The organism is Aurantimonas sp. 22II-16-19i (assembly GCF_002088275.1).
Classification (GTDB): domain Bacteria; phylum Pseudomonadota; class Alphaproteobacteria; order Rhizobiales; family Rhizobiaceae; genus Jiella.
Genome location: NZ_AQQS01000051.1, coordinates 1 through 25,176, shown reverse-complemented (window position 1 = coordinate 25,176; position 25,176 = coordinate 1). Strand labels below are relative to the sequence as shown.

Sequence of the window (25,176 nt, the reverse complement as noted above, 5' to 3'; positions counted from 1 at the left end):
GCCGATTCTGATTGGATCTCAGAGGCGTCAGCGGCTACAGCGCCCTCGGAAGGATGCGGGGACCATGCTGCAGGACAATCAGATCGCGCCAGAGAAGACCGCCGACGCAGCGTCGCCGGTGGGATCCGGCCAGAGCTGGCTCGGCCATGCCGGCGCGACGGTGTCGCTCGCCCTGCCGCTGATCGGGGTGCAGCTCGCCCAGGTGACGATGAACGTCACCGACACGGTGATGGTCGGCTGGCTCGGCGCCACGGAACTCGCCGCAGCGGTGCTGGCGACCCAGGCCTTCTTCCTGGTCTTCATCTTCGGGGCGGGCTTTGCCCATGCCGCAATCCCGCTCGCCGCCGGCGCCGAGGGCCGGGGCGACACGCGCGGCGTGCGCCGCTCGATCCGCATGAGCGTCTGGGTGCTGGTTCTCTACGGCGCCCTGGTGATGATCCCGTTGAGCTTCCTCGAGCCGATCCTCCTCCTCCTCGACCAGGAGCCCGAAACCGCGCGGCTCGCCGGCGCCTACATGACCCTCGGCCAGTGGTCGATGTTCCCGGCGCTGATCATCCTCAGCCTCCGGGCCTATCTGACGGTGGTCAACCGCGCCTATCTGATGCTGTCGGTGATCGTCGCCGGCGCGCTGGCCAATGCCGGCTTCAACTGGATCTTCATCTTCGGAAATCTCGGCGCGCCGGCCATGGGCATCGTCGGCGCGGCGATGGCGACGCTCCTGTCGAACATGCTGATGGCCGGGCTTCTCGTCGGCTACACCGTCTTCGCGCCGGGGCTCAAGCGCTACGAGCTCTATGCGCGGGCCTGGCGGCCGGACTGGCCGGCCTTCTTCGAGGTGGTGCGGCTCGGCCTGCCGATCTCGGCGACGATCATCGCGGAGGTCGGGCTGTTCGCCACCTCCTCGATCATGATGGGCTGGCTCGGCACGGTGCCGCTGGCCGCCCACGGCATCGCGCTGCAGATCGCCTCGATCTCCTTCATGATCCCGCTGGGGCTCGCCAATGCCGCGTCCGTGCGCGTCGGCATCGCCCATGGCCGGCAGGACAGGATCGCGCTCGCCCGGGCCGGCGACACGGCCATCCTCATCGGCGGGGCGATCGCGCTCTGCGCCGCCGTCCTGTTCTGGCTGTGGCCGGAGGGGCTGGTGGGCTTCTATCTCGACCCGGGCAACGCCGCTTCGGCGGAAGTGCTCGCCACCGCCGTGCCGTTGCTCTTCGTCGCCGCGGTCTTCCAGATCGCGGACTCGCTTCAGGCGGTCGGCGCCGGCGTCCTGCGCGGCATGAAGGACACCCGCGTGCCGATGCTGATGGCGCTGGTCAGCTACTGGCTGGTCGGCATGCCGATCGCCTACGTCCTCGCCTTCCCCCTCGGCCTCGGCGGCCCCGGCATCTGGTGGGGCCTCGCCTCGGGGCTGGCGGCAGCGGCGGCAATGATGAACTGGCGGTATGTGCGGCGGGAGAGGTACGGGCTGGTGGGGGAAGGCAGCGCGATTTGAGCCGGCAGGAGCGGCTCGAATCCGTCCCATGCATGCAAATGCCAGCGCCAACCAGGGCTCTGTCGCCGCACGAAGTTCTGGTGTAAACTCGGCGCAATGACCACGTTGGCGATCATCAAGCCAAACTCGTTCGGTGAAAGCATCTCGCCATGCGCACTTTCACAATGACATCGCTCGCACATCAAATCACGGCGGTTACGGATGCGGCCGATCGCGAAGCGGTCGCGCTCACCCATCACGGCAAGGAGACATACGTCCTGATGCGGATGGATGAGTATGCAAGACTTTCCCGCAGCAGCGGAGATCCGCGTCGGGCGCAATACACGTCCAACATGCCGGAGGCGCTTCAGGAGCTGTTCTTTCAGGATGTTCCTGTTCGGTCGGCCGCCGAGATGAACCTCGTGCGAGGCGAACTTCCCTACGACCCGGCGCGTCGCATCGATGTCCTCGCCGCCGAAGACGATGACGCCTGAGACGGAGAGGCGACCGGATATCGCCCTGCCGTCTCCAGATTTCGCCGGAGCCGCTGGCTCCGCTGCAGAGGTCTCGGCTGGCCCGACCAAAGGATCCGCGCACGCTGACGCTCCTCGAGCTCATTGAATGTCGCGGCCGTCGGGAGCAGTCTTCGCCTATCCCTTTCTCTGGAAGGCAGACGAAGCTCGCGGCGTGACCGATTCCAAGGATCGAACCACCTGCCTCGCCATCCGCCGCGACGTCGTTGCCGTTGATGGCTCGACCACCACGCATCTGATGCTCCTCGGCATCACCGATCAGATCTGGGCCGGCCAGCAGGCGCTCAGAGTTCCGGAGAGCGAAAAGCGTCGCAGCGGGTTGAACCCGAAGCGGCCGGCCTTCGTCGTCGTCAGCGAGTACAATTACGACGTCCTGCCACACTCCTGGCACTATGCGCCGGGTTCGAAGACCTATGGCGTCTTCAGCCCCCGTTTCTGCAGCGAGATTGTCATGGCCTTGAAGACACTCGCAACAGCGGGTGGGTTGGCAAAGATCGACAGAACGCAGGCCGAGCGCCAGCCATAGCTGCAACGACAGGCGGTCGTGCCGAGACGGCAGGACCTCAGCGCGGCAACTCACGCTGCGTCATGATCCTGTCGATCAGGCCCCATTCCAGCGCCTCCTCGGCGCTCATGAAGCGGTCGCGGTCGAGGGTCTTTTCCACCTCCTCGATCGTGCGCCCGCAATGCTCGGCATAGAGCCGGGTCATCCGGCGCTTCACCTTCAGCATCTCCTCGGCCTGGATCGCGATGTCCGAGGCCTGGCCCTGGAAGCCGCCGAGCGGCTGGTGGACGTGGAGGCTGGCATTCGGCAGGGCGGCGCGCTCGCCCGGCTCGCCGGCCATCAGCAGGAAGGAGCCCATGGAGCGGGCGGTGCCCATGCAGAGCGTATGCACCGGGGAGGAGATGTAGCGCATGGTGTCGTACATCGCGAGACCGGCGGTCACCACGCCGCCCGGCGAGTTGATGTAGAGATGGATCGGCCGCTTGGGGTTCTCCGCTTCCAGAAACAGCAGCTGGGCGCAGACGAGACCGGACAAGGTGTCGTTCACCTCGCCGTTCAGGAAGATGATCCGCTCGCGCAAAAGCCGCGAGAAGATGTCGAAGGAGCGCTCGCCCCGGCTGGACTGCTCGACCACCATGGGGACGAGTTGCATCGTGTCGCGCATCGGCGACCTCCGTTCTCTTGAGATTGTCGAGGGTGTCGCGCCGTCAGGCCGCGCGCATGAGGGGCGGCCGGTTGGCGTTGGCGGCGTGAGGCGCGAGGCTTTGCACGGGCGCCAGGCTGTGGACGATCCGCAGCCGCGTGCCGCCTTCGCCGATCGCCCGGATCTGGAACGTCACCAGGCTGTCGCCGGCCGCGTCCTCGCGCATCCGGAAGCGCAGCTCCTCACCCGGCACGCTGGCGACGGGTTCGGGATCGGCGAGATCCTCGCCCGGCAGCCATCTTTCCCGGAACGCGTCGATGCTCAGCGCCCGCCAGACCTTTTCCGGCGGCGCATCGAGATCGACCTCGAAGACGAGCTCGGCGGCCTCGTCCAGATCGTCTTCCGGGGTCATTGGTCCATGTCCTTCAACAGGTCCCTGAGGGCGTCGATGCGGGCCGGCCAGTAGGTGCGGTAGCGGGACAGCCAGCCGGCGATGCGGGCGAGACCATCGGGGTCGACCTCGTAGTTCACGTAGCGCCCCTGCCGCCGTTCGCGCACCAGACTGGCATTGCGCAGCACCGCGAGATGCTGGGACATCGCCGGCTGGGAGATCGCCATGCCCTCGCGCAGGGCACTCGCGTTCAGCGCGCCGGTGGCGAGCTTCTCGAAGATCGCGCGGCGGGTGGGATCGCCCAGGGCCCTGAAGATGTCGTCGTCGCTCATGAGCAATACATAAGCGAAGACTTATTCGATTGGCAAGCGGTATCTGCGCGACGTGGCGCTCATTTTCCGCCGACGAGGGCCGGCTCGGGCGCCGCCTCGCGGGAGGCGCGCCGCGTGCGGGCCATGCGGCGGGCGAGAGCGAGGCAGAAGAGCGCCGTCAGGACGAGGACGATGGTCGGCGCCGGGGCGCTGTCGAGGAAGAAGGCGAGATAAGTGCCGAGGAGCATCGACAGGAGACAGGCGACGACGGAGACGATCAGCATCCAGCCGAAGCTGCGCACGATCAGAAAGGCGATCGCGCCGGGGGTGACGAGCAGCGCCACGGCGAGGATCAGGCCGACGGAGGTGAGCGTCGCGACGACGGTCAAAGAGAGCGCGGCGAGGAGGCCGTAGTGGAGGACGCCGGTCCTGAGGCCGGAGGCCCTCGCCTGCGCCGGATCGAAGGCGTGGAGGAGGAGATCCTTCCATTTCAGGAGCAGCGCCAGCGTGACGGCCAGCGCGATGGCGCCGGCGGTGAGGAGGTCGTCGAGCCCGATCGCCAGCATGTTGCCGAAGAGGACGTGGTCGAGATGCTCGTTGGTGGGGAAGGACGTGTAGAGGATGATGCCGATGCCGAACATGCCGGAGAAGACGACGCCCATCACCGTGTCCTGCTTCACCCGGCTGTTGTCGGAGAGATAGCCGGTGAGGAGGGCGCAGCCCATTCCCGCAACGAAGGCCCCGACGATCAGCGGGATGCCGAGGATCCAGGACAGGACGACGCCGGGCAGGATGGCGTGGCTGACGGCGTCGCCCATCAGCGCCCAGCCCTTGAGAACGAGGAAGCAGGACAAGAGCGCCGTCGGCACGGCGACGATCATGCAGATCAGGAAGGCGTTCTGCATGAAGGGAAACTGGAAGGGCAGAAGCAGCGTCTCCATGGGCTCAGCCCTCCGCCTTCGCCCTGACGGGCGAAAAGCTGTCGTCCTCCATGTCGGGCACCGGGCTTGTGAGCGCCGCCCGTGCCTTGCGCTTCGCGGCCAGCAGCCCGTGCTTGGGCGCGAGGACGAAGGTAAGAAGGAAGATCGCGGTCTGCAGCGTGACGATCACCCCGCCGGTGGCGCCATCCAGAAAATAGCTGGCGTAAGCGCCGATGAAGCTGGTGGCCGCGCCGATCGCGACGGACAGCGCGATCAGCCGGGGGAAGCGGTCGCAGAGGAGATAGGCCGTGGCGCCGGGCGTCACCACCATGGCGATGACGAGGAAGGCGCCGACGGTCTGCATGGCCGCGACGATGGCGGCGGACAGGATGCAGAAGAACACCGCCTTCAGGATGTCCGGCCTCAGACCGATGGAGCGGGCGTGGGTCTCGTCGAAGAAGGTGACCATCAGGTCCTTCCACTTCGCGAGCAGAACCGCCAGCGAGACGAAGCCGATGATCGCGAGTTGGATCGTGTCTTCCGGCGTGATCGTCAGGATGTTGCCCATGACGATGGTCTGGACGCTGACCGTCATCGGGTTGATCGAGACGAGAAACAGCCCGAGGCCGAAGAAGGAGGTGAAGATGATGCCGATGACGACGTCGACCTTCAGACCGGATCGCTCGGACAAAAACAGCATCGCCCCCGCTGCCAGGCCGCCGGAGATGAAGGCGCCGAGGGCGAAGGGCAGGCCCAGCATGTAGGCCCCCGCGACGCCGGGCACGACGGAGTGGGACAGGGCATCGCCGATCAGCGACCAGCCCTTCAGCATCAGATAGGCCGACAGGAAGGCGCAGACCGCGCCGGTGAGCGCCGAGACCCACATGGCGTTGGTCATGTAGGAATAGGCGAAGGGCTCCAGCATCGCGCCCATCACTGGCCCTCCCCCGCCGGACTGCTGCGTTGGATCGTCTCGCCGTAATGGACGAAGGGCCGCTCGTCGTCGGTGATGATGCTGACTTCCCGGGGGTCGTCGTCGTCGTGCAGCAGGGTCCCGCCGAGGGTGATGTGCCGCAGCACGCCGCCGAAGGCGCGTTCGAGATTGCCGCGGGTGAACACCGTCTCCGTCGGGCCGAAGGCGAGCACCGTGCCCTTGACCAGGATCGTCCGGTCGCAGAACTCCGGGACCGAGCCGAGATTGTGGGTAGAGACCAGCATCACCCGGCCCTCCGCCCGCAATTCGCGCAGCAGCTGGACGATCTGTTCCTCGGTCTTCACGTCGACGCCGGTGAAGGGTTCGTCGAGGAGGATCACCCGGCCGTCCTGGGCGAGCGCCCTCGCGAGGAAGACGCGCTTGCGCTGGCCGCCGGAGAGTTCGCCGATCTGGCGATGGCGGAAGGCTCCCATGCCGACCCGTTCGAGCGCCTGGTCGACCGCCTCGTGATCGACCTTCGCGGGCCGGCGCAAGAAGCCCATGTGGCCGTAGCGGCCCATCATCACCACGTCCTCGACGAGGACCGGAAAGTTCCAGTCCACCTCCTCCGACTGGGGCACATAGGCGACGAGGTTGGAACGCAGCGCCTCCTTCACGCTCATGCCGAGCAGCCGGATCTCGCCCGAGCCGAGGGGAATGAACCCCATGATCGCCTTGAACAGGGTCGACTTGCCGGCACCGTTGACGCCGACCAGCGCCGTCACCGTCCCGCGCGGGATGGCGAAGCTCGCGTCCCGCAGGGCGGTGTGGCCGTTGCGATAGGTGACGGTGACGCGCTCCGCGACGATGCCGTCCATCTGCTCCGGCACGTTCTCTGCGGTCATTTGCCCGCCAGCCCTTCGACGACGGTCTCCGACGTCACCCGCAACAGGTCGAGATAGGTCGGCACGGGGCCGCCTTCTTCCGAGAGCGAATCGACATAAAGGACGCCGCCATAGGCGGCGCCGGTCTCGCGCGCCACCTGCTGCGCCGGCGCCTGGTTGACGGTGGATTCGCAGAACACCGCCGGGACCTCGTGTTCGCGCACGCCGTCGATGACCTTGCGCACCTGCTGCGGCGTGCCGGTCTGGTCGGCGTTGATCGGCCAGAGATAGAGCTCCTTCAGGCCGAAATCCCTGGCGAGATAGCTGAACGCACCCTCGCAGGTGACCAGCCAGCGCCGCGCCTCGGGAATGGCGGCGATCCGGTCGCGCAGCGGCTCGATCGTTGCACGGATCTGTTGTTTGTAGGCTTCGGCGTTCGCCTTGTAGGTTTCGGCGTCGTCCGGATCATGCTCGACCAGCGCGTCGCGGATGTTGTCGACATAGACCATGGCGTTATTGAGCCCCATCCAGGCATGGGGATTGGCGAGGCCCTCATAGCTGCCTTCGGCGATCGCGATCGGCTCGATCCCGTCCGTCAGGGTCGCCGAGGGCACGTCGCCGAAATTGGCGAAGAACTGCTCGAACCAGCGTTCCAGATTGAGCCCGTTCCACAGGATCAGGTCGGCATCCTGTGCCGAGACGATGTCGCGGGGCGTCGGCTCGTAGCCGTGGATCTCGGCGCCGGGCTTGGTGACGGAGACGACCTCCGCGGCATCGCCGGCGACGTTGCGGGCCATGTCGGCGATCACCGTGAAGGTGGTGACCACCTTGAAGGGCTCGTCGGCGGCCCGGGCGCTGCCGGCCTGCCAGAGCAGCATCGCCGAAAGCAGCACTGGCGAAAGCAGCGGTGCCCTACGGGCGGCGCATGAGAGTGATCGTCCAGCGGTCATCCAGGATCCTCGATTGTGCAGCTGCGGCGATGTTATGCACTTGCAAATCATTTGCAATATAATTCGACGTGATCGCCGCGATCGATCTCGCAGCCACCCACGACCATGGGACGTTCCCGGCCCATGCAGAGCCCCACATGCAAACGGCGCGGCCCCTCTCGGAACCGCGCCGTTCGTTCTTATCCCCTTGGCCCCGGTCTTCGACCGGCGCCGAGGCGTTACCGCTCAACCGCCGCGCGGGCTCGATACCAGCCGGGGTCGACGCCGATCACGCCGCCACCCGATCTCCGTCGACGCCGTTCTTCGAGCCGACGACGTAGAAGTTCAGCCGGTCGGTGCCGCCGGAGATCTTGATGACGCTCTCGTCCCGGATCTCGCCCAACAGGATCTTCTCGGCGAGCGGGTCCTGCACCTCGCGCTGGATGACGCGCTTCAGGGGACGGGCGCCATAGGCGGGATCGTAGCCCTTGCTCGCCAGCCATTCGCGGCCGGTCTCGTCGAGCTCGACGCGGATCTTGCGATCCTCCAGCAGCTTCTCGAGCCGCCCCATCTGGATGTCGACGATGGCACCCATCTCGGAGCGATGCAGCCGGTGGAACAGGATGACGTCGTCGACGCGGTTGAGGAATTCCGGCCGGAACGACGCCCGCACCACCGCCATCACCTGCTCGCGCGCGGCCTCGGCATTCTCGTCCTCGCCGAGCGAAACCAGGAACTCCGACCCGAGGTTGGAGGTCATGATGATCAGCGTGTTGCGGAAGTCCACCGTCCGCCCCTGCCCGTCCGTCAGCCGCCCGTCGTCGAGCACCTGCAGGAGGACGTTGAAGACGTCCGGATGGGCCTTCTCGATCTCGTCGAAGAGGATCACCTGATAGGGCCGGCGCCGAACGGCTTCGGTCAGGGCACCGCCCTCCTCGTAGCCGACATAGCCGGGAGGCGCGCCGATCAGCCGGGCGACCGAGTGCTTCTCCATGTATTCCGACATATCCAGCCGCACCATCGCCGCCTCGTCGTCGAAGAGGAAATGCGCCAGCGCCTTGGTCAGCTCGGTCTTGCCGACGCCCGTGGGCCCGAGGAACATGAACGAGCCGATCGGCCGGTTCGGATCCTGCAGGCCGGCGCGCGCCCGGCGGACCGCCCGCGACACCGCCTGCACCGCCTCGCCCTGGCCGACGACCCGCTTCTGCAGCGAGTCCTCCATCCGTAAGAGCTTGTCGCGCTCGCCTTCCAGCATGCGGTCGACCGGGATGCCGGTCCAGCGGGAGACGACCTGGGCCACATGGTCTGCCGTCACGGTCTCCTCGACCATGTTGGCAGGGCCCTTGCCGTCATTCGCCTCGGCCTCCTTCACAGCGGCTTCAAGTTTCGGGATCTCGCCATAGGCGAGCTCGCCCGCCCGCTGAAACTCGCCCTTGCGCTGGGCGATGGCGAGTTCGTTGCGGGCCTCGTCGAGCCGGCGCTTCAGGTCGGCCGCCTCGCCGAGCTTGGACTTTTCCGCCTGCCAGGCCCGGGTGATCCGGTCGGACTCTTCTTCAAGGTTCGCCAACTCGCCCTCGAGGCGGTCGAGCCGGTCCTTGGAGGCGTCGTCGGTCTCCTTCTTCAGGGCCTCGCGCTCGATCTTCAGCTGCATGATGCGCCGGTCGATCTCGTCGAGTTCCTCGGGCTTGGAGTCCACCTGCATGCGCAGCCGGGCCGCGCCCTCGTCGATGAGGTCGATCGCCTTGTCGGGCAGGAAGCGGTCGGTGATGTAGCGGTTGGACAGCTGCGCCGCGGCGACGAGGGCACTATCCGAGATGCGCACCTGGTGGTGCTGCTCGTACTTCTCCTTCAGGCCACGCAGGATCGAGATCGTGTCCTCGACCGTCGGCTCGGAGACGAAGACCGGCTGGAAGCGCCGCGCCAGCGCCGCGTCCTTCTCGACGTGCTTGCGATATTCGTCGAGGGTGGTCGCGCCGATGCAGTGGAGTTCGCCCCGGGCGAGCGCCGGCTTCAACAGGTTGGACGCATCCATGGCGCCCTCGCCCTTGCCGGCGCCGACGAGGGTGTGCATCTCGTCGATGAACAGGATGACGCCGCCGGCGGCCGCCGAGATCTCCGACAGCACCGACTTCAGCCGCTCCTCGAACTCGCCGCGATATTTCGCGCCGGCGATCAGCGAGCCCATGTCGAGGGCCATCAGCTGCTTGTCGCGCAGGGATTCCGGCACGTCGCCATTGACGATGCGCAGCGCCAGGCCTTCGGCGATGGCGGTCTTGCCGACGCCGGGCTCGCCGATCAGCACCGGATTGTTCTTGGTGCGCCGCGACAGAACCTGCAGCGTCCGACGGATTTCGTCGTCACGCCCGATCACCGGGTCGAGCTTGCCCTCCCGGGCCGCCTCGGTCAGGTCGCGGGCGTATTTCTTCAGGGCATCGTAGCCGCTCTCGGCCGAAGCCGTATCCGCCGTGCGGCCCTTGCGCAGGTCGTTGATCGCATCGTTGAGGCCGGCCGGCGTCACGCCCGCCTTCTTCAGGATGTCGGCGGTCTTGGCGCTCTTCTCGATCGTCAGCGCGAGCAGCAGCCGCTCCACCGAGACGTAGCTGTCGCCGGCTTTCTTGGCGATCTCCTCGGCGGTGGCGAAGACCTTGGCCAGGGGCTGGGCGAGATACATCTGGCCCGACCCGCCGGAGACCTTCGGCATGGCCTTCAGCGCCGCCTCGACGCCGAGGCGCACTTCCTGCGGACGCCCGCCGGCCTTCTCGATGAGGCCGCTGGCCAGACCCTCGTCGTCGTCGATGAGGACCTTCAGAAGATGCTCGGGCGAAAACTGCTGATGATCGGCGGAGACCGCCGCGGTCTGCGCCGCCTGGATGAAGCCGCGGACGCGTTCGGTGTATTTTTCCAGATTCATGGCTTTCTCCTATCTGCGCCGCGCCCTCGTCGAAGGCACGCGGCGCCCTTCCTGGAGTCCGGCTCCCATATTCGGCGAGCCGCCCGCACCGGATATGGGAGGCGCGAAGCGACGCCGGAAGAGGCCGCGAACATTCTTGTTGCAAAAATGTTACGCCCGGCGGGTGAGCGCCCGAAGCCGATCCCGCAAGGCCCGTCACCGCGCCCGCGACGGGATGCGCCGACGCTCCAGCCGGCGAGATCAGGCCCGAGGCTGCGGCAGCGCCAGGCCTTCGCGCTCGAAGGCCGCCACCGTCGCGGGGCGGGCGAGGACCCTTCGGGCATGCGCCGTCCAGTGCGGATAGTCGGCGGCCATGTCGTAGCCGAGGACGGGGCCGTTGCCCCAGGTCCAGAACACCAGGAGATAGGGATCGGCCACCGTGTAGCCGTCGCCGGCAGCCCAGCCCTCGCTCGCGGCCGCCAGCTTGTTCTCGACCATCTGGTAGATCTCGCGCGTCGCCCGCGTGCCGGTCTCGACCACGTCGGTCCGGCCCGCCTGGGTGCTCGCATAGCGCTCGGCGCGGCGGATATGGGCATAGGTCGGATGAACGCCCGAGGCGAGGAAGGCGAGCCACTCGGCGCAGCGGGCCTCGCCGCGCGGGTCGCTTGGCCACAGCGCCTTGTCCGGATGGGTCACGGCGATGTAGCGCAGGATCGCCGGGTTCTCGGTCACGATGAAGTCGCCGTCGGCGAGCGCCGGCACGCGGCCCTTCGGGTTGATCGCCAGATAGTCCGGGGTGCGCTGCTGGCCGCCGGCCGTGTCGATCCGCACCGCCTCGAAGTCGGCGCCGGCCTCCTCCATCGCGATGTGGGACGCGAGCGAACAGGCGCCCGGCGCGTAGAACAGCTTCATGCGTGCCATCGATAGACCTCCTCCAGAATGCCGGGCGACCCGCTGCGGGGCTCCGGACACGAAAAAGGGCGGATGATCGGCATGACCATCCGCCCCGATGCAAATCTGCCGTCGCCGCCGGCCTACTCCGCGAAGCGCCGCAGGACCAGCGAGGCATTGGTGCCGCCGAAGCCGAAGGAGTTCGACAGGACGGTGTCGATCTGCTTCTCCTTCTTCCGGTGCGGCACGAGGTCGATCGGCGTCTCGACCGACGGATTGTCGAGATTGAGCGTCGGCGGCGCGACATTGTCGCGGATCGCCAGCACCGAGAAGATCGCCTCGACGGAGCCGGCGGCGCCGAGCAGATGACCGATCGCCGACTTGGTCGATGACATGGTGATCTTCGCGGCGTCCTCGCCGGCCAGCCGCTCGAAGGCCCGCAGCTCGATCTCGTCGCCCATCGGCGTCGAGGTGCCATGGGCGTTGACGTAGTCGAGATCGCCCGCCGTGATGCCGGCCCGCTTCAGGGCGGCCGACATGCAGCGGAAGGCGCCGTCGCCATCGGACGCCGGAGCGGTGATGTGATAGGCGTCGCCGGACAGGCCGTAGCCGATCACCTCGGCATAGATGCGGGCGCCGCGCGCCTTGGCGTGTTCGAGCTCCTCGAGCACGACGACGCCGGCCCCCTCGCCCATGACGAAGCCGTCGCGGTCCCGGTCATAGGGCCGCGAGCCGCGCAGGGGATCGTCGTTGAAGTGGGTCGACAGCGCCTTGCAGGCGGCAAAGCCCGCCATCGAAAGCCGGCAGACCGGCGATTCGGCACCGCCCGCCACCATGACGTCGGCATCACCCAGGGCGATCAGCCGGCTGGCGTCGCCGATGGCGTGGGCGCCGGTCGAACAGGCGGTGACGACCGAATGGTTCGGTCCCTTCAGCCCGTTGCGGATCGACACGTGCCCGGAAGCGAGGTTGATCAGGCTGCCCGGGATGAAGAAGGGCGAGACCCGGCGGGGCCCCTTCTCGGCGAGGATCAGCGCGGTCTTCTCGATGCCCTGCAGGCCGCCGATGCCGGAGCCGATCAGGACGCCGGAGGCGATCTGGTCCTCGTAGGATTCGGGATGCCAGTCGGCATCGTCCAGCGCCTCGGCAGCCGCGGCAACGGCGTAGACGATGAAATCGTCGACCTTGCGCTGCTCCTTCGGCTCCATCCACTGGTCCGGATTGAAGGTGCCGTCATGGCCGTCGCCGCGCGGAATCTGGCAGGCGATCTGGCAGGGGAGATCGGAAACTTCGAAGTTCTCGACCTTAGCCGCGCCGCTCTCGCCGGCCAGAAGCCGCTTCCAGGTGACCGATGCGCCGGCGCCAAGCGGGGTGACCATCCCGACGCCGGTGATGACTACTCGTCTCATGTCAGCTCTTTATGCCAGACTGAAGGAGGCGGTCCCGGATGGAGCGAAACCGACACCGGCGTCGATCGCAAGATCGCCGGCCGCGCGTCGTGATCGAGCCTCCACAAGATTCGGGATCGTCCTCCGTGCCCCTGTTCAGAAGTTCGCCACGGCCTCGAATCGCCGATCAGCGGACTTCGCATCGCAAAGACGCGCGTTGCGGCTCTGCTCGAGCGCGGTGGCGGGATCGCGCCCGGCCCATCATGCCGGGAGGACAACGCGCCCGAACCCCCACCACATGGGAGCGGGATGAACGCATGTCTGCCTCTCATCCCGCCCGATCGCCCTGCCCTGCGCATGATCGCTGCAGAAAGGCCTCGGCGGCCTTCCGGATCATGCAAGCGCAAATCAGGCCTGGTTCTTCTCGATGAACTTGACGGCGTCGCCGACGGTCAGGATGGTTTCGGCCGCATCGTCGGGGATCTCGACGCCGAACTCCTCCTCGAAGGCCATCACGAGCTCGACGGTGTCGAGGCTGTCGGCGCCCAGATCGTCGATGAAGCTGGCGTTCTCGGTGACTTTTTCCTGCTCGACGCCCAGATGCTCGACGACGATCTTCTTCACTCGCTCGGCGGTATCGCTCATTGTCATTCCTCTGCTGTGATGACGTTTGCCGTTCGTTAGACGTGAGACGGCCGTTTATCAAGCGGCTCCAACCGATTTGCCGGCGGCGCCATCGACTGCACCCCAAGTTTTGCGGCGGGGCGGGTGGTTATAATCTTCGCCCCAGCCCCGCCAATAGCGGCGCGGTGGGGCCTGGTCATCGGCCGAACGGTCAGATCATCGCCATGCCGCCATTGACGTGAATGGTCTGGCCGGTGACGTAACCTGCCTCTCGTGACGCAAGGAAGACTGCCGCGGTGGCGATGTCCGCGACCTCCCCCATGCGCTTCATGGGAATCATTGCGAGGATGGTGTCCCGCTGCTTTTCGTTGAGCTTATCCGTCATGGCGCTGGAAATGAAGCCGGGGGCGATGCAGTTCACCGTCACGCCCCTTGTGGCGATCTCCTGGGCCAGCGACTTGGAGAATCCGACCATGCCCGCCTTGGCGGCGCAGTAGTTCGCCTGGCCGGGATTGCCGATGACGCCGACCACCGAGGTGATGTTGACGATGCGGCCGAATCGCCGGCGCATCATCGGGTGGGTGAGTTCGCGGGTCAGGCGGAAGGCGGCGGTCAGGTCGACTTCGAGAACGCTGTCCCAGTCGGCATCCGACATGCGCACCATCAGGCCGTCCTTGGTGATGCCGGCATTGTTGACGAGGGTGTCGACCTCGCCCAGCGCCTCGATGGCCTTTTCGGCGAGCCCGGTCTGGCCGGCGCGGTCGGCAAGGTTCGCCGGCAGGACGACGCAGCGATCGCCGAGCGAGGCGGCCAGTTCCTCGAGCTTTTCCTGGCGCGTGCCGTGCAGGCCGACGGTCGCGCCCTGCGCGTGGAGCGCGCGCGCGATCGCTTCGCCAATTCCGCCAGTGGCCCCGGTGATGAGGGCCTTGCGCCCGGTCAGGTCGAACATGTTCGCGTTTCCTCGGCTTTTCTTGGATCGGTCCCGGCCACCTCAGGGCCGGGCTGACCGACAGTCTCGTGGGCTCACGCCGGTCGTCGGCTTGCGGCAAAGGCCTTGACCGCCTCCGCGGTGCCGATCGCCTGCGCCGACAGGCGCTTGTCGATGCGCTTGGCAAGGCCGCCCAGCACCTTGCCGCTGCCGATCTCGACGATGTCGACGACACCCGCCCCGGCCAGATACTCCATGCTCTCGCGCCAGCGCACCTCGCCGGTGACCTGGCGGACCAGGCGGTCGCGGATCTCGTCCGGATCGCTCGTCGGGCTGGCCGTGACGTTGGAGAGGACGGGAACCCGCGGCGCATTCACCTGGGTGTCCTTCAGCGCCTCGGCCATCGCCGCGGCCGCGGGGGCCATCAGGCTGCAGTGGAAGGGCGCCGAGACGGCGAGCGGAATCGCCCGCTTGGCGCCCGCCTCCGGCGCCAGCGCCACCGCGCGCGCCACGGCCGCCGCGCTGCCGGAAATGACGATCTGGCCGCCACCATTGTCGTTGGCCGGCGAAAGGACTTCGCCTTCGGCGGCCCGCACGCAGAGCTCGGCGACGGCTGCCGCGTCGAGGCCGAGGATCGCGGCCATGCCGCCCTCGCCCGCCGGCACCGCCGCCTGCATCGCCTCGCCGCGCAGGCGCAGCAGCCGCGCGGTCTCGGCGATGCCGAGCGCGCCGGCGGCGGCGAGCGCCGAATATTCGCCCAGCGAATGGCCGGCGACGTAGCGCGCCTCGCCGACGGAGAAGCCTTCGGCCTCCAGCGCCCGCATCGCGGCGATCGACACCGCCATCAGCGCCGGCTGGGCGTTGTGGGTGAGGGTCAGCCGGTCTTCCGGCCCCTCGAAGATCAGGGTCGAGAGCTTTTCGCCGAGAGCCTCGTCGACTTCCTCGAAGACCGCCCGGCTCTCGGCATAGGCATCGAACAGGGACCGACCCATGCCGACGGCCTGGCTGCCTTGACCCGGAAAGACCAGCGCCATCGTCATCGTCGTCACTCCGTCATCTCCACGTCTCGTCCGCATTCTTCGGGTGGCGGGGGAAATGAGGGCTGGCGCCAAAGCTGTCAAGCATCAATCCATCGGCAAATACTGCATTTGCAATGCGAGAAACCTCGCAGAATCCCTGCCGGTTCCGTACGGCAGCCGGGCCCGGACCGGCCTCGACGCGCCCGGCGGCGGCGTCATGTCCGCCTCTCGGCACGTCCCCGACGCCAGGCGACGAGCGAGCGAGCCTCGTCGCTCCAAGCCCGGAAGGACGGCGGGCCGGGCGGGCCCGGCCCGCGCCGCCGGCCGCTATTCCTTCACCGCACCGGTCATCGAGGAGACGTAGTAGTCGACGAAGAACGAGTAGAGGATCACCACCGGCAGGGAGCCGAGCAGGGCTCCCGACATCAGCGCCCCCCATTCGTAGATGTCGCCGCGCACCAGCTCGGTCAGAACGCCGACAGGAACGGTCTTGTTCTCCGAAGACGAGATGAAGGTGAGCGCATAGATGAACTCGTTCCAGGACAGGGTGAAGGCGAAGATCCCGGCGGAGATCAGCCCCGGCACCGCCAGCGGCAGCACGACCTTGGTGAGGATCTGCCAGCGCGACGCGCCGTCGACCAGGGCAGACTCCTCGAGCTCGAAGGGGATCGTGCGGAAGTAGCCCATCAAGAGCCAGGTGCAGAAGGGAATGAGGAAGGTCGGGTAGGTGAGGATCAGCGCCAGACGGGAATCGAAGATGCCGACCTGGAAGACGATGAAGGCGAGCGGAATGAACAGGATCGACGGCGGCACCAGATAGGCGAGGAAGATCATCAGACCGGTCGTCCGCGCGCCCTTGAAGCGGATGCGCTCGATCGCATAGGCGGCAAACACCGAAGCGAACAGCGAGATCACCGTCGAGGCGAGCGCGACCAGCATCGTGTTCCACAGCCAGCCCGGATAGGACGTCTCGAACAGCAGATACTTGATGTGCTCCAGCGTCGGCTCGACCACCCAGAAGGGCGAATATTCGGCGTAGTTGGTCAGCTGGTTGTCCGGCTTCACCGCCGTGATCGCCATCCAGTAGAACGGGAACAGCAAGACGAAGATGAAGCAGGCGAGCGGCAGGTAGACGACGAAGATCCGTCGCGGCAGCGTATTGAACTGCTGCATGCCCTCCGAATCGTCCTCGATCGCGGCGCGGCTGGGGGGAGGCGTGTGTTGGCTCATGATGTCGTACCTCAGTCGTTTCCGCCCTGCTGCCATTTGCGGCGCTGCAGCCCGAAGAAGGAGAACAGGATCGCGGCGAGCAGGAACGGGATCATCGCCACGGCGATGGCCGCGCCCTCGCCGAGCTGGCCGCCGGGGATCGCCCGCTGGAAGGAGAGCGTCGCCATCAGATGCGTCGCGTTGACCGGGCCGCCGCGGGTGAGGACGTAGATCAGCTGGAAGTCGGTGAAGGTGAACAGCACCGAGAAGGTCATCACCACGGCGATGATCGGCGTGAGCAGCGGCAGGGTGATCTTGGTGAAGCGCTGCCAGGAGGTCGCGCCGTCCAGCGCCGCCGCCTCGTTGAGCGACTGCGGGATGGTCTGCAGGCCGGCGAGCAGCGAGATGGCGACGAAGGGAATGCCGCGCCAGACATTGGCGGCGATGACCGCGGCCCGGGCATTGTTCGGATCGCCGAGGAAGTTGATCGGCGCGTCGATCCAGCCCCACTCCATCAGCACGAAGGAGATGATCGAGAACTGCGAATCGTAGATCCACCAGAAGGCCAGCGCCGACAGCACCGTCGGCACCACCCAGGGGAGCAGGATCACCGCGCGGAAGAAGGTCTTGAACGGCAGATGCTCGTTGAGGATCAGCGCCAGCCACAGGCCGAGGGCGAACTTCGCGACCGAGGCGACGAAGGTGTAGAGGATGGTGTTGTAGACCGACAGCCAGAACACCGGATCGTCGAACAGCCAGGCGTAGTTCTCGAAGCCGATCCACACGCCCGAGCGGCCGATCGTCGTGTCGGTGAAGCCGAGCCAGACGCCGAGACCCAGCGGATAGGTCAGGAAGCACAGGAGGAACACCGCCGCCGGCAGCATGAACAGGAAGCCGAGGCCGTTGCGGCTCTCGACGAAGCGGCGGAACGGATTGGGGCGGACATAGGTGGACTTGCTCCGTCCCTGCCCTGGGGTGTCGATGGTGGCCATCTGCGACCGCTCCCTAAAATGCTCTCTCAGCCCGTCCGACCGACGGGACACGCAATTCACTTCGACGAGCGCCGGCGCGATACCGTCGACGCTTCGTCGTTCTCGGGACGGGGCCCGAGAACGACGCAGCTTCGAGTTTCGCCACCACCCTTCCCCGCACATGCCCCTCGATACCGGTTTGCCGATGAAGCCCCCCGCGAGATTTCGCAATCTCGTGGGGCCGGAGTCCGGGACGATGCGGAGATGCCGTGCCAGGCGTCCCCTCGCCCTTCGAGGCTCACCCGCTCGAACGAGCGGGCGAGCACCTCAGGATGAGGGCACTACTGGGGCGCCGCGCCTGACCGGCGCGGCGCCCGCTCCTCAGCGATAGTAGCGAGCGATGCGGCGCTCGGCGTTGGCGATGGCGTCCTCGGTGGAGCGCTGGCCGGTGACCGCTTCGGCGAACATGTCGACGAGGACGTAGTCGGCCATGACGCCGGCCGACGACGGTCCGAGCGGCCCGGCAAAGCCGTTCGGGCGAAGGCTCGCCGAGGCGTTGGCATAGGCCGCGTGCACCGGGTTCGACGTCCAGACCGGATTGTCGGCGAAAGCCTTCAGCGGCTGGCAGCAATAGGCGCTGGCGCCTTCGAGCCAGGCGTTGAACCGCTCCGGCTGGAACATGAAGGCGATGTAGGCCTTGGCGGCTTCCGGGTACTTCGTGTGCTGGAAGACGTTGATCGTCGAGGTCTGGTGCAGTTCCACCGACTGGCCGACCGGGCCGATCGGCATGTTGGTGGTGCGGATGTCCGCGGCGATCTCGGCCATCGCCGGATCCTTCGTGGCGGCGTAGTAGAGCGACACGCCGTTCGCCGTCAGCGACACCTGGCCGGCCAGGAAGGCGCGGTTGTTGTTGATGTCGAGCCAGCTCTCGGTGCCGGGAATGAAGGTCGCGTAGAGCGCCTTGGCATATTCGATCGCCGCCTTGGTCTCGGGGCTGTTGATCGCCACCTCGCCGTTCTCGTCGACGGTCTTGCCGCCATGGCTCCAGAGCAGCCAGTGGGCGTAGTTGTTGCCGTCGCCGACGGCCTTGCCGTGCGGGAAGCCGGCGGGCGTGCCCTTGTCCTTCATCGCCTGGCAGAGCTTCAGGAACCCCTCGGTGTCCTTCGGGAACTCCTCGAAGCCCGCCGCCTTCATGTGGCTGTCGCGGTAGCAGATGGCGTTGCTGATGGCGCAGAGCGGAATGGCGATGAACTTGCCTTCCGAGGTCGTGGCGTAGCCCTTGAGGCCGTCATACCAGCCGCCATAGGCCTCGCCGAGGGCGGTGCCGAGATCGGTGACGTCGACGAGCTTGTCGGGATACTGGAACGGATCGTCGAACCAGCTCATCACCATGTCCGGCCCGGAGCCGACATTGGCGGCGACGGCCGCCTTCGGACGCACGTCCTCCCAGCTTTCCTGGTCGATCCGCACCTCGACGCCGGTCGCCTCGGTGAAGGCCTTGGTGTTGGCGTTGAAGGCCGCTTCCTCGCCGCTGACGAAGGGCACCCAGCGGAGCAGGCGCAGCGATGCCCCCTCCTCCGGCGTGAACTGCGGCATCGTGCCCTGCGCGAAGGCCCTGCCCGCGCCGAAGGGGCTGCCGAGCGCCACGCCGGCGGCAAGGCCGGCGGCACCCTGGAGTATGGTTCTGCGATTGATGGTCATGACGTTTCCTCCCTGTCACAACGAATTCGATCTCTTCGAACGGCCAGGCCAGACGGCCCGGCCGCTTTCGACCTCTCCTCCCCTCCGGCATGTCGCCGAAGCGCTGCGGCCTGGCGCAGACGCGCCGGAGGTCGCCGCAAACCCTTTATGCGGAGACCCGCTCCCCGGACTTCGCATCGAAGATGTGGACGCTGTCCCTGTCGACGCCGACCCGGATCTCCTCCCCGGGCCGGGCCGAAATCCGCTCCCGGAAGACACAGGTGACCGGCGTCGCGCCGAGCCGGGCGAGGACGTGGGTCTCCGAGCCCGTCGGCTCGACGACGTCGACCGTCAGCGGAACCTCGCCGCCGAGATGGAAGCTCTCGGGCCTGACGCCGTAGATCAGTTCCCGCCCGGCCTCGGCCGCGCCGGGATTGGCGACCGGGAGCACGATCCCGTCGCCGGTCGCAAAGCGCTGGCGGTCGCCCGCCTCGACGCTGCCGGTCAGAAAGTTCATCGCCGGCGATCCGATGAAGCCGGCGACGAAGAGGTTGTCCGGCCTGTCGTAGAGCTCCAGCGGCGCGCCGACCTGCGCGACCTTGCCGTCATGCATGACGACGATCTTGTCGGCCATGGTCATCGCCTCGATCTGGTCGTGGGTGACGTAGACCGTCGTCGTCTTGAGACGCTGATGGAGGTTCTTCATCTCGGTACGCATCGAGACGCGCAGCTTGGCGTCGAGATTGGACAGGGGCTCGTCGAACAGGAACACCTGCGGCTCGCGCACGATCGCCCGGCCCATGGCGACGCGCTGGCGCTGGCCGCCCGACAGCTGCCGCGGATAGCGGTCGAGGAGATGGGAGAGCCCGAGGATCTCGGCTGCCGGACGAACCCGCTCGGCGATCTCCGCGGTCTTCACGCCCTTCAGCTTGAGCGAGAACCCCATGTTCTCGGCGACCGTGATGTGGGGATAGAGCGCGTAGTTCTGGAACACCATGGCGATGTCCCGGTCCTTGGGCGGCAGCTGGTTGACCACCCGGTCGCCGATCCAGATCTCGCCTGCGGAAACGTGTTCGAGCCCCGCCAGCATGCGAAGGAGCGTCGACTTGCCACAGCCGGACGGACCGACCAGCACGACGAACTCCCCCTCATCGATGTCGATCGAAACGCCGTGCAATACCTCCACCGTCCCGAATGCCTTGCGGACATCCTTGAACGTTACCGATGCCATACGCTTCCCCCCAACGTATTCCTCCCCAACGTATTCTTTGAGCGCATAGTGGCCGCTTCGTTCGCCGAGCGCAACAGGCGATGCCGCGACGACGGCGAAACCGTTCGACAGCGGCACGTTCGGGGGATGCCCGCCCCGAATCGCCACGGGTTCCGCCGCCGCGGCAAGAGCGGGGCCAACGTATACGTATGGGAATTTCGGGATCGGCGCGGCGCGCGGCCGCAGGCCGGTGCCGTCCCCCGCGTCCGTCCGAGGGCGCGGGTCCGGGCGACGCCGGGTTCACTCCGGGCGAAGCAGGATGATGAGGCCGAACATCACGAAGCCGACGGCGGCGATCTTCCAGAAGTCGCCACGCCGCCGCAGGCCCGGCAGGCCCAGCGGCCGCACCAGATGCGCTCCCATCAGGAGAATGAACAGGATCGAGAAAAGCTTGCTCATGGCCGGCAGCCGTAACGCATGGCCGGCGCAAGCGATATCGGTTTCTGCGATCCAGGGATCGCGAGCCGAGGCGAAACGCGCGATGACACGGTCGCGCAGGGGCGCCGATGCACCGGCTCGCGCGAGCCCGCCGCGACGATCGACGCGAGGGCGAGACCTGCGACGGTCTCGAGCCGGAGGTCTCGGGCCGTGCTCGCCGGATCGCGGCGGCTCGCGGCTGGATCGTTGCCGGCCCACGGCCGGAATCACTCACGCGAGGGCGCCCGCAGCCCTCAGAGCATCTCCAGGGCGCCATGGGCGACGACCGGCCCGGTCGGCAGCCCGGTCGGCGAGCCGCCGGGCGGCTCCAGCGAAATCGCGAGAGCCGTGTCGGGCGTTGCGACCGCCCGGTCGGCGATGTCGAGGAGGATGGGCTGGGACGCATGCAGCACGCCCAGCGAACGCGGCGCCGCGCCGCCCGGCGGCACCAGCCAGAGCTCCGGCACCCGGCCGCCATCGTCCTGGCGGGCGACGGGGATCAGCGTGGCGACGTCGTGCCCTTCCTCATGGTAGAAGACGACGGTGAAGAGGGGCTCGCCCTGGTCGTTGGCGAGGGTCCCGGCGAGGATGGTCTCCTGCCTCTCGGCCTCGACGACCGGGCCGAGATTGGCGGTGACGAGGATCAGCGCGGCGAGGCTGGCTGCGGCAAGCCCCATCCCGGACAGACCGATCCATTGCCAGATGCCGGAAACGCGGCGGCCTGTCGGCCCTGCCGCCGGCGCGTCGGCGCGTCCGAGGCGCCGCATCCGGACGATCTCCTCGGCGATCCGCGGCCAGATGCCCGACGGCGGCTCCACGGGATCGATCGTGTCGTAAAGCGGCGCGAACCGCTGGTTCCAGGCGTCGACGTCGGCGGCAAAGCCCGCATCCCGATCGATCCGTCGCTCCGCGGCCCGGCGTCCGGCACCATCCAGCAGGCCGATCGCGTGTTCGGCAGCCAGATCGGCCTCGTCCCCTTCCTCGCTGCGCAGATCGCTCATTGCGACAGACACCCCTTCAGTTTGATCAGGCCCCGTCTGATCCGGCTCTTGATCGTCCCAAGCGGAACGCTCAACCGCTCCGCCAGCGTTTCATAGGTGATGCCACCATAGAACGCGGCGACGATCGACCTGTGCGTCCGCTCGTCGAGCGTGCGCAGGCATTCCGCGAGCCGCACGCCGTCCTCGCTGCCGGCCAGGATCTCGAACGCATCCGGCCCGGCGTCGGCGACGGCCTCGGCTTCTTCCACCGGCCTTTCGCCGCCGCGCCGGCCGATCTGCCGGAGACGGTCGATCGAGCGGTTGCGGGCGATCGTGGCAAGCCAGGTGATCGGACTGGCACGGCCGGCATCGAACCGGTCGGCCCGCCGCCAGATGGTCAGATAGACGTCCTGGAGAACGTCCTCGGCCTCTTCGCGGTCGTTCAATATACGCAGGCAGACGCCGAATAGCTTCGCGGAGGTGCGCTCATAGAGATCACCGAGCGCGGCCTCGTCGCCCGTGGCGAGACGATCCATGATTGCGACGAGCGCCACACGCCCCTGATCTGCCTTCAAGGCCTCTCCTCCCGTGGATCGGCAAATGTTTCATTGTTCGAGGCGAACAAGGTCGCGCGTCGGTTGTCAACGCCTGTGGCGGTTTCTCCGGTCTTTCCGGGGCGCCTCAGTAGGGCGCCTCCTCCGGTCCGGTCGCCACATAGACCGACTTCACCTGGCTGTAGTGGGCCATCGCCTCGCGGCCGTTCTCCCGGCCGATGCCCGAGCGCTTGACGCCGCCGAAGGGCATTTCGACCGGCGTCAGATTGTAGGCATTGATCCAGACGGTGCCGGCCTGGACGCGGGCCGCCATGCGGTGGCCGCGCGACAGGTCGCGGGTGTAGATGCCGGCGGCGAGGCCGAATTCGGTGGCGTTGGCGCGGGCGATCGCTTCTTCCTCGCCGTCGAAATCCATCACGCACATCACCGGGCCGAAGATCTCCTCGCTGGCGATTCGCATGCCATCGGCGACGTCGGTGAACACGGTCGGCTCGACGAACCAGCCATCTTCGAACCCGGCGACCGTCGCCGCGCCGCCGCCGCAGGCGAGCCGCGCCCCTTCTTCGCGCCCCGCCTGCATGTAGGCCAGCACCTTGTCGTACTGCGCCCGCGAGACCAGCGGCCCGAGATGGGTCTCGGGATCCATGGGATTGCCGAGGCGGATCGCCTTCGCCCGCTCGCAGAGCTTCTCGACGAAGGCGTCGCGGACGCTGCGTTCGACGAAGACCCGGGTGCCGTTCGAGCAGATCTGGCCGGTCGAATAGAAATTGCCGAGGATCGCGCCGGAGACGGCGGCGTCGAGATCGGCGTCGGCAAAGACCAGGATCGGCGACTTGCCGCCGAGTTCGAGCGTCACGTGCTTGGTGGTGCCGGCGGCGGCGCCCATGACCTTGGCGCCGGTTCCGACCGAGCCGGTGACCGAGACCTTGGCGATGGCGGGATGGGTGCACAGCGCCGCGCCGAGTTCGCCCTTGCCCTGGAGGACGTTGAAGACGCCGGCCGGCAGCCCGGCTTCGCTGTAGATCTCCGCGAGCTTCAGCGCCGAGAGCGGCGTCACCTCGGAGGGCTTGAAGATCATCGCATTGCCGCAGGCGAGCGCCGGCGCGCTCTTCCATGAGGCGATCTGGATCGGATAGTTCCAGGCGCCGATGCCGGCGCAGATCCCCAGCGGCTCCTGCCGCGTATAGGCGAAGCCGTTGGCCAGCGGGATGTGGGCGCCGCGCATGTCGGCGGCGAGCGCGGCGAAATACTCGATGCAGTCGGCGCCAGACGCGGCGTCGGCGACGCGGGTCTCCTGGATCGCCTTGCCGGTGTCGAGGGTCTCGAGCTGGCTGAGCTCCTCGTTGCGCTGGCGCATCAGCTCCGCCGCCCGGCGCAGGACGCGGGAGCGCTCGGCGCCGGTCATCGCCGCCCATGTCGCCTGGCCCCGGCGCGCCGCCTCGACGGCACGCTCGATGACCGCGGGCGTCGCGGCATGAAGGGTGGCGATCGTCTCGCCGGTCGCCGGATAGAGGCTCTCGAACGCCTCGCCGGCGGCGTCCTCGACATAGGCGCCATCGACAAAGTGGGACGCTTCGGGTTGGGCTCGCATATCAGGGTCTCCTGGGTGGCTGGGCGGCGGTCATGGCCCGCGAGTTCCAGATCGGCCTTCGGTCGCCGAACATCGGCGCCCCGGCGCGGTGCGTTGCGGACGGCGCGAAGCCCGCCGGCTCGGCAGCCGGATCCGGGTGATCACGCCGACGCGGGCCGAAGGTCGCCCTGCTCCCCGCGGACGGCTTCGGCAGTCGTCATGGCCATAGCGGTTGCGCGCCGGAAGGCCAAGACGCTTCGGGCCAGGACGCTTCCCCGGCGAATCAAATCGCGCGAAGCGCGTCCGGATCGAAACCGCGCCTCGACAGTTGTTTTGCGAACAACGCCGTCGATGGGAGATGTCATGGCACATCACGAAGAAACCGGCACGCGGATCAGCATCAGCCCCGAACCGAACCCGGTGACAGTCTATTTCAACGACGTGGTCGTCGCGTCGACCAACGAAGCGCTGCGGCTCGACGAGACGGGCCACGAGCCGGTCCATTACATCCCGCGCGACCGGGTGGAGATGGCCTATCTGGTCGAGACGGAGAAGCGGACCACCTGCCCCCACAAGGGGGAGGCGCGGTACTGGACGATCTCCGCCATGGGCCGCGCCGGCGAGAACGGCGCCTGGTCCTACGAGACGCCCCACGCGGGCGTGACGCAGATCGCGGGCTATCTGGCCTTCGACCGCAATGCCGTGCGGATCGAGGTCGACGCCCCGCCGACCGAGCAGAGCTGGTAGGGGCGGGACGCTCTCGAGCGGTCGCGCCGGACGGCCAGCCCGGCCCTTCGCCCTTCGAACATAAAAAGGGCCGCCCTTGCGGGCGGCCCTTCCAGTTTGTCCCGCATGATGCGGCCGACGCGATCCTTAGCGGAAGAGCGACAGCAGCGACTGCGAGGAGGAGTTGGCGATCGAGAGCGCCTGGACGCCGAGCTGCTGCTGGGTCTGCAGAGCCTTGAGGCGGGTGGACTCTTCCGTCATGTCGGCATCGACCAGCGAGCCGACGCCCTCGGACACCGTGTCCATGAGCTTGGAGACGAAGTCGCTCTGCATGTCGATGCGGTTCTGGACCGCACCCAGGCTGGAGGCGGCGCTGGTGACCTGCGACAGCGCCTCGTCGACCACCTTGATGTAGTTCTTGATGTCGGTGACCGACGCCGAGGTGATGTCGATCGTGTCGACGGCCGCAGCACCGGCGGAAGCCGAGCTGGTGGCCGTCGCCGTGGCGGCGAGGCCGAGGCTGGCCGCGGTGATGCCGGTGGTGCCGGAAGCCGCC

General features: G+C 67.5%; 26 protein-coding genes. 4 read left to right on the top strand and 22 right to left on the bottom strand.

What is annotated here, in order from left to right:
- The first annotated feature begins 64 nt into the window (after window positions 1–64).
- The 3 genes from ATO4_RS25095 to ATO4_RS25085 all read left to right on the top strand — a co-directional run bounded on the left by ATO4_RS25095 (window position 65) and on the right by ATO4_RS25085 (window position 2,533).
- Complete coding sequence (locus ATO4_RS25095) at window positions 65–1,495, top strand: MATE family efflux transporter (protein WP_083594601.1); 1,431 nt, start codon at window positions 65–67, stop codon at window positions 1,493–1,495.
- Window positions 1,496–1,644: 149 nt separating this feature from the next.
- The gene (locus ATO4_RS27480; protein WP_139802686.1) at window positions 1,645–1,968 is read left to right on the top strand and encodes a type II toxin-antitoxin system Phd/YefM family antitoxin; all 324 of its coding nucleotides are present in this window, start codon (window positions 1,645–1,647) and stop codon (window positions 1,966–1,968) included.
- Window positions 1,969–2,161: 193 nt separating this feature from the next.
- Window positions 2,162–2,533 (top strand): hypothetical protein, encoded by a 372-nt coding sequence (locus tag ATO4_RS25085; protein ID WP_139802685.1) that lies wholly within the window; start codon window positions 2,162–2,164, stop codon window positions 2,531–2,533.
- 37 nt (window positions 2,534–2,570) lie between these two features.
- Here the strand turns inward: ATO4_RS25085 and ATO4_RS25080 are convergent, their stop codons facing one another.
- The 21 genes from ATO4_RS25080 to betB form a co-directional block, all read right to left on the bottom strand.
- Window positions 2,571–3,176, bottom strand: coding sequence for an ATP-dependent Clp protease proteolytic subunit (locus ATO4_RS25080; protein ID WP_083594597.1), 606 nt, complete (start codon window positions 3,174–3,176; stop codon window positions 2,571–2,573).
- A gap of 43 nt (window positions 3,177–3,219) precedes the next feature.
- Complete coding sequence (locus tag ATO4_RS25075; protein ID WP_083594595.1) at window positions 3,220–3,567, bottom strand: hypothetical protein; 348 nt, start codon at window positions 3,565–3,567, stop codon at window positions 3,220–3,222.
- Entirely contained in the window at window positions 3,564–3,878 is a 315-nt protein-coding gene (locus ATO4_RS25070) for a metalloregulator ArsR/SmtB family transcription factor (RefSeq protein ID WP_083594593.1), read from the bottom strand. Before ATO4_RS25070 ends, ATO4_RS25075 begins: the two co-directional genes overlap by 4 nt.
- A gap of 59 nt (window positions 3,879–3,937) precedes the next feature.
- On the bottom strand, window positions 3,938–4,798 hold the full coding sequence (locus ATO4_RS25065; protein WP_083594591.1) for a metal ABC transporter permease: 861 nt from the start codon (window positions 4,796–4,798) through the stop codon (window positions 3,938–3,940).
- A 4-nt stretch (window positions 4,799–4,802) separates the two neighbouring features.
- Window positions 4,803–5,714, bottom strand: a complete 912-nt coding sequence (locus tag ATO4_RS25060) for a metal ABC transporter permease (RefSeq protein ID WP_280940526.1) — start codon at window positions 5,712–5,714, stop codon at window positions 4,803–4,805.
- Window positions 5,711–6,595 (bottom strand): manganese/iron ABC transporter ATP-binding protein, encoded by an 885-nt coding sequence (locus ATO4_RS25055; protein ID WP_083594587.1) that lies wholly within the window; start codon window positions 6,593–6,595, stop codon window positions 5,711–5,713. The genes ATO4_RS25060 and ATO4_RS25055 overlap by 4 nt, the downstream gene beginning before the upstream one ends.
- A complete protein-coding gene (locus ATO4_RS25050) occupies window positions 6,592–7,452 on the bottom strand; it encodes a metal ABC transporter substrate-binding protein (RefSeq protein ID WP_083594614.1) in 861 nt (286 codons plus the stop codon). Before ATO4_RS25050 ends, ATO4_RS25055 begins: the two co-directional genes overlap by 4 nt.
- Window positions 7,453–7,792: 340 nt before the next feature.
- A complete protein-coding gene (clpB, locus tag ATO4_RS25045; RefSeq protein WP_083594585.1) occupies window positions 7,793–10,414 on the bottom strand; it encodes an ATP-dependent chaperone ClpB in 2,622 nt (873 codons plus the stop codon).
- Between the two features lie 240 nt (window positions 10,415–10,654).
- Window positions 10,655–11,314: a glutathione binding-like protein gene (locus tag ATO4_RS25040; RefSeq protein ID WP_083594583.1), complete on the bottom strand. Its 660-nt coding sequence runs from the start codon at window positions 11,312–11,314 to the stop codon at window positions 10,655–10,657.
- Between the two features lie 113 nt (window positions 11,315–11,427).
- Entirely contained in the window at window positions 11,428–12,693 is a 1,266-nt protein-coding gene (fabF, locus tag ATO4_RS25035) for a beta-ketoacyl-ACP synthase II (RefSeq protein ID WP_083594581.1), read from the bottom strand.
- A gap of 387 nt (window positions 12,694–13,080) precedes the next feature.
- Window positions 13,081–13,317, bottom strand: a complete 237-nt coding sequence (locus ATO4_RS25030) for an acyl carrier protein (protein WP_026358398.1) — start codon at window positions 13,315–13,317, stop codon at window positions 13,081–13,083.
- Between the two features lie 190 nt (window positions 13,318–13,507).
- The gene (fabG, locus tag ATO4_RS25025) at window positions 13,508–14,245 is read right to left on the bottom strand and encodes a 3-oxoacyl-[acyl-carrier-protein] reductase (protein WP_083594579.1); all 738 of its coding nucleotides are present in this window, start codon (window positions 14,243–14,245) and stop codon (window positions 13,508–13,510) included.
- Between the two features lie 74 nt (window positions 14,246–14,319).
- The gene (gene fabD / locus ATO4_RS25020; RefSeq protein ID WP_083594612.1) at window positions 14,320–15,264 is read right to left on the bottom strand and encodes an ACP S-malonyltransferase; all 945 of its coding nucleotides are present in this window, start codon (window positions 15,262–15,264) and stop codon (window positions 14,320–14,322) included.
- Window positions 15,265–15,570: 306 nt separating this feature from the next.
- Window positions 15,571–16,473, bottom strand: coding sequence for a carbohydrate ABC transporter permease (locus ATO4_RS25015; RefSeq protein WP_083594577.1), 903 nt, complete (start codon window positions 16,471–16,473; stop codon window positions 15,571–15,573).
- Window positions 16,474–16,484: 11 nt separating this feature from the next.
- Window positions 16,485–17,444 (bottom strand): sugar ABC transporter permease, encoded by a 960-nt coding sequence (locus ATO4_RS25010; protein WP_083594575.1) that lies wholly within the window; start codon window positions 17,442–17,444, stop codon window positions 16,485–16,487.
- A gap of 360 nt (window positions 17,445–17,804) precedes the next feature.
- Window positions 17,805–19,124 (bottom strand): ABC transporter substrate-binding protein, encoded by a 1,320-nt coding sequence (locus ATO4_RS25005; protein ID WP_083594573.1) that lies wholly within the window; start codon window positions 19,122–19,124, stop codon window positions 17,805–17,807.
- A gap of 145 nt (window positions 19,125–19,269) precedes the next feature.
- A complete protein-coding gene (gene ugpC, locus ATO4_RS25000; RefSeq protein WP_083594571.1) occupies window positions 19,270–20,334 on the bottom strand; it encodes a sn-glycerol-3-phosphate ABC transporter ATP-binding protein UgpC in 1,065 nt (354 codons plus the stop codon).
- A 279-nt stretch (window positions 20,335–20,613) separates the two neighbouring features.
- Entirely contained in the window at window positions 20,614–20,772 is a 159-nt protein-coding gene (locus ATO4_RS27950) for a hypothetical protein (protein ID WP_176223162.1), read from the bottom strand.
- A 272-nt stretch (window positions 20,773–21,044) separates the two neighbouring features.
- Complete coding sequence (locus ATO4_RS24995) at window positions 21,045–21,791, bottom strand: anti-sigma factor (RefSeq protein WP_083594569.1); 747 nt, start codon at window positions 21,789–21,791, stop codon at window positions 21,045–21,047.
- A complete protein-coding gene (locus ATO4_RS24990) occupies window positions 21,788–22,345 on the bottom strand; it encodes a sigma-70 family RNA polymerase sigma factor (protein WP_245308922.1) in 558 nt (185 codons plus the stop codon). Before ATO4_RS24990 ends, ATO4_RS24995 begins: the two co-directional genes overlap by 4 nt.
- 106 nt (window positions 22,346–22,451) lie before the next feature.
- Window positions 22,452–23,915 carry a betaine-aldehyde dehydrogenase gene (betB, locus tag ATO4_RS24985; RefSeq protein ID WP_083594567.1) on the bottom strand — a complete coding sequence of 488 codons (1,464 nt, stop codon included), beginning with the start codon at window positions 23,913–23,915 and terminating at the stop codon, window positions 22,452–22,454.
- Window positions 23,916–24,257: 342 nt separating this feature from the next.
- Here betB and ATO4_RS24980 point away from each other — a divergent pair, with 342 nt between their 5' ends.
- Complete coding sequence (locus ATO4_RS24980; RefSeq protein ID WP_083594565.1) at window positions 24,258–24,641, top strand: DUF427 domain-containing protein; 384 nt, start codon at window positions 24,258–24,260, stop codon at window positions 24,639–24,641.
- Between the two features lie 126 nt (window positions 24,642–24,767).
- Here ATO4_RS24980 and ATO4_RS24975 read toward each other — a convergent pair.
- The coding region (locus tag ATO4_RS24975; RefSeq protein ID WP_280940524.1) for a flagellin at window positions 24,768–25,176 on the bottom strand (409 nt) is incomplete at its 5' end.

What these genes read in the sequence shown, in the direction of transcription:
- ATO4_RS25095 (WP_083594601.1), top strand. Translation starts at nt 65, where the DNA reads ATGCTGCAGGACAATCAGATCGCGCCAGAGAAGACCGCCGACGCAGCG.
- ATO4_RS27480 (WP_139802686.1), top strand. Translation starts at nt 1,645, where the DNA reads ATGCGCACTTTCACAATGACATCGCTCGCACATCAAATCACGGCGGTT.
- ATO4_RS25080 (WP_083594597.1), bottom strand. Translation starts at nt 3,176, where the DNA reads ATGCGCGACACGATGCAACTCGTCCCCATGGTGGTCGAGCAGTCCAGC.
- ATO4_RS25075 (WP_083594595.1), bottom strand. Translation starts at nt 3,567, where the DNA reads ATGACCCCGGAAGACGATCTGGACGAGGCCGCCGAGCTCGTCTTCGAG.
- ATO4_RS25070 (WP_083594593.1), bottom strand. Translation starts at nt 3,878, where the DNA reads ATGAGCGACGACGACATCTTCAGGGCCCTGGGCGATCCCACCCGCCGC.
- ATO4_RS25065 (WP_083594591.1), bottom strand. Translation starts at nt 4,798, where the DNA reads ATGGAGACGCTGCTTCTGCCCTTCCAGTTTCCCTTCATGCAGAACGCC.
- ATO4_RS25055 (WP_083594587.1), bottom strand. Translation starts at nt 6,595, where the DNA reads ATGACCGCAGAGAACGTGCCGGAGCAGATGGACGGCATCGTCGCGGAG.
- ATO4_RS25050 (WP_083594614.1), bottom strand. Translation starts at nt 7,452, where the DNA reads ATGCTGCTCTGGCAGGCCGGCAGCGCCCGGGCCGCCGACGAGCCCTTC.
- clpB (WP_083594585.1), bottom strand. Translation starts at nt 10,414, where the DNA reads ATGAATCTGGAAAAATACACCGAACGCGTCCGCGGCTTCATCCAGGCG.
- ATO4_RS25040 (WP_083594583.1), bottom strand. Translation starts at nt 11,314, where the DNA reads ATGGCACGCATGAAGCTGTTCTACGCGCCGGGCGCCTGTTCGCTCGCG.
- fabF (WP_083594581.1), bottom strand. Translation starts at nt 12,693, where the DNA reads ATGAGACGAGTAGTCATCACCGGCGTCGGGATGGTCACCCCGCTTGGC.
- ATO4_RS25030 (WP_026358398.1), bottom strand. Translation starts at nt 13,317, where the DNA reads ATGAGCGATACCGCCGAGCGAGTGAAGAAGATCGTCGTCGAGCATCTG.
- fabG (WP_083594579.1), bottom strand. Translation starts at nt 14,245, where the DNA reads ATGTTCGACCTGACCGGGCGCAAGGCCCTCATCACCGGGGCCACTGGC.
- fabD (WP_083594612.1), bottom strand. Translation starts at nt 15,264, where the DNA reads ATGACGATGGCGCTGGTCTTTCCGGGTCAAGGCAGCCAGGCCGTCGGC.
- ATO4_RS25015 (WP_083594577.1), bottom strand. Translation starts at nt 16,473, where the DNA reads ATGAGCCAACACACGCCTCCCCCCAGCCGCGCCGCGATCGAGGACGAT.
- ATO4_RS25010 (WP_083594575.1), bottom strand. Translation starts at nt 17,444, where the DNA reads ATGGCCACCATCGACACCCCAGGGCAGGGACGGAGCAAGTCCACCTAT.
- ATO4_RS25005 (WP_083594573.1), bottom strand. Translation starts at nt 19,124, where the DNA reads ATGACCATCAATCGCAGAACCATACTCCAGGGTGCCGCCGGCCTTGCC.
- ugpC (WP_083594571.1), bottom strand. Translation starts at nt 20,334, where the DNA reads ATGGCATCGGTAACGTTCAAGGATGTCCGCAAGGCATTCGGGACGGTG.
- ATO4_RS27950 (WP_176223162.1), bottom strand. Translation starts at nt 20,772, where the DNA reads ATGAGCAAGCTTTTCTCGATCCTGTTCATTCTCCTGATGGGAGCGCAT.
- ATO4_RS24995 (WP_083594569.1), bottom strand. Translation starts at nt 21,791, where the DNA reads ATGAGCGATCTGCGCAGCGAGGAAGGGGACGAGGCCGATCTGGCTGCC.
- betB (WP_083594567.1), bottom strand. Translation starts at nt 23,915, where the DNA reads ATGCGAGCCCAACCCGAAGCGTCCCACTTTGTCGATGGCGCCTATGTC.
- ATO4_RS24980 (WP_083594565.1), top strand. Translation starts at nt 24,258, where the DNA reads ATGGCACATCACGAAGAAACCGGCACGCGGATCAGCATCAGCCCCGAA.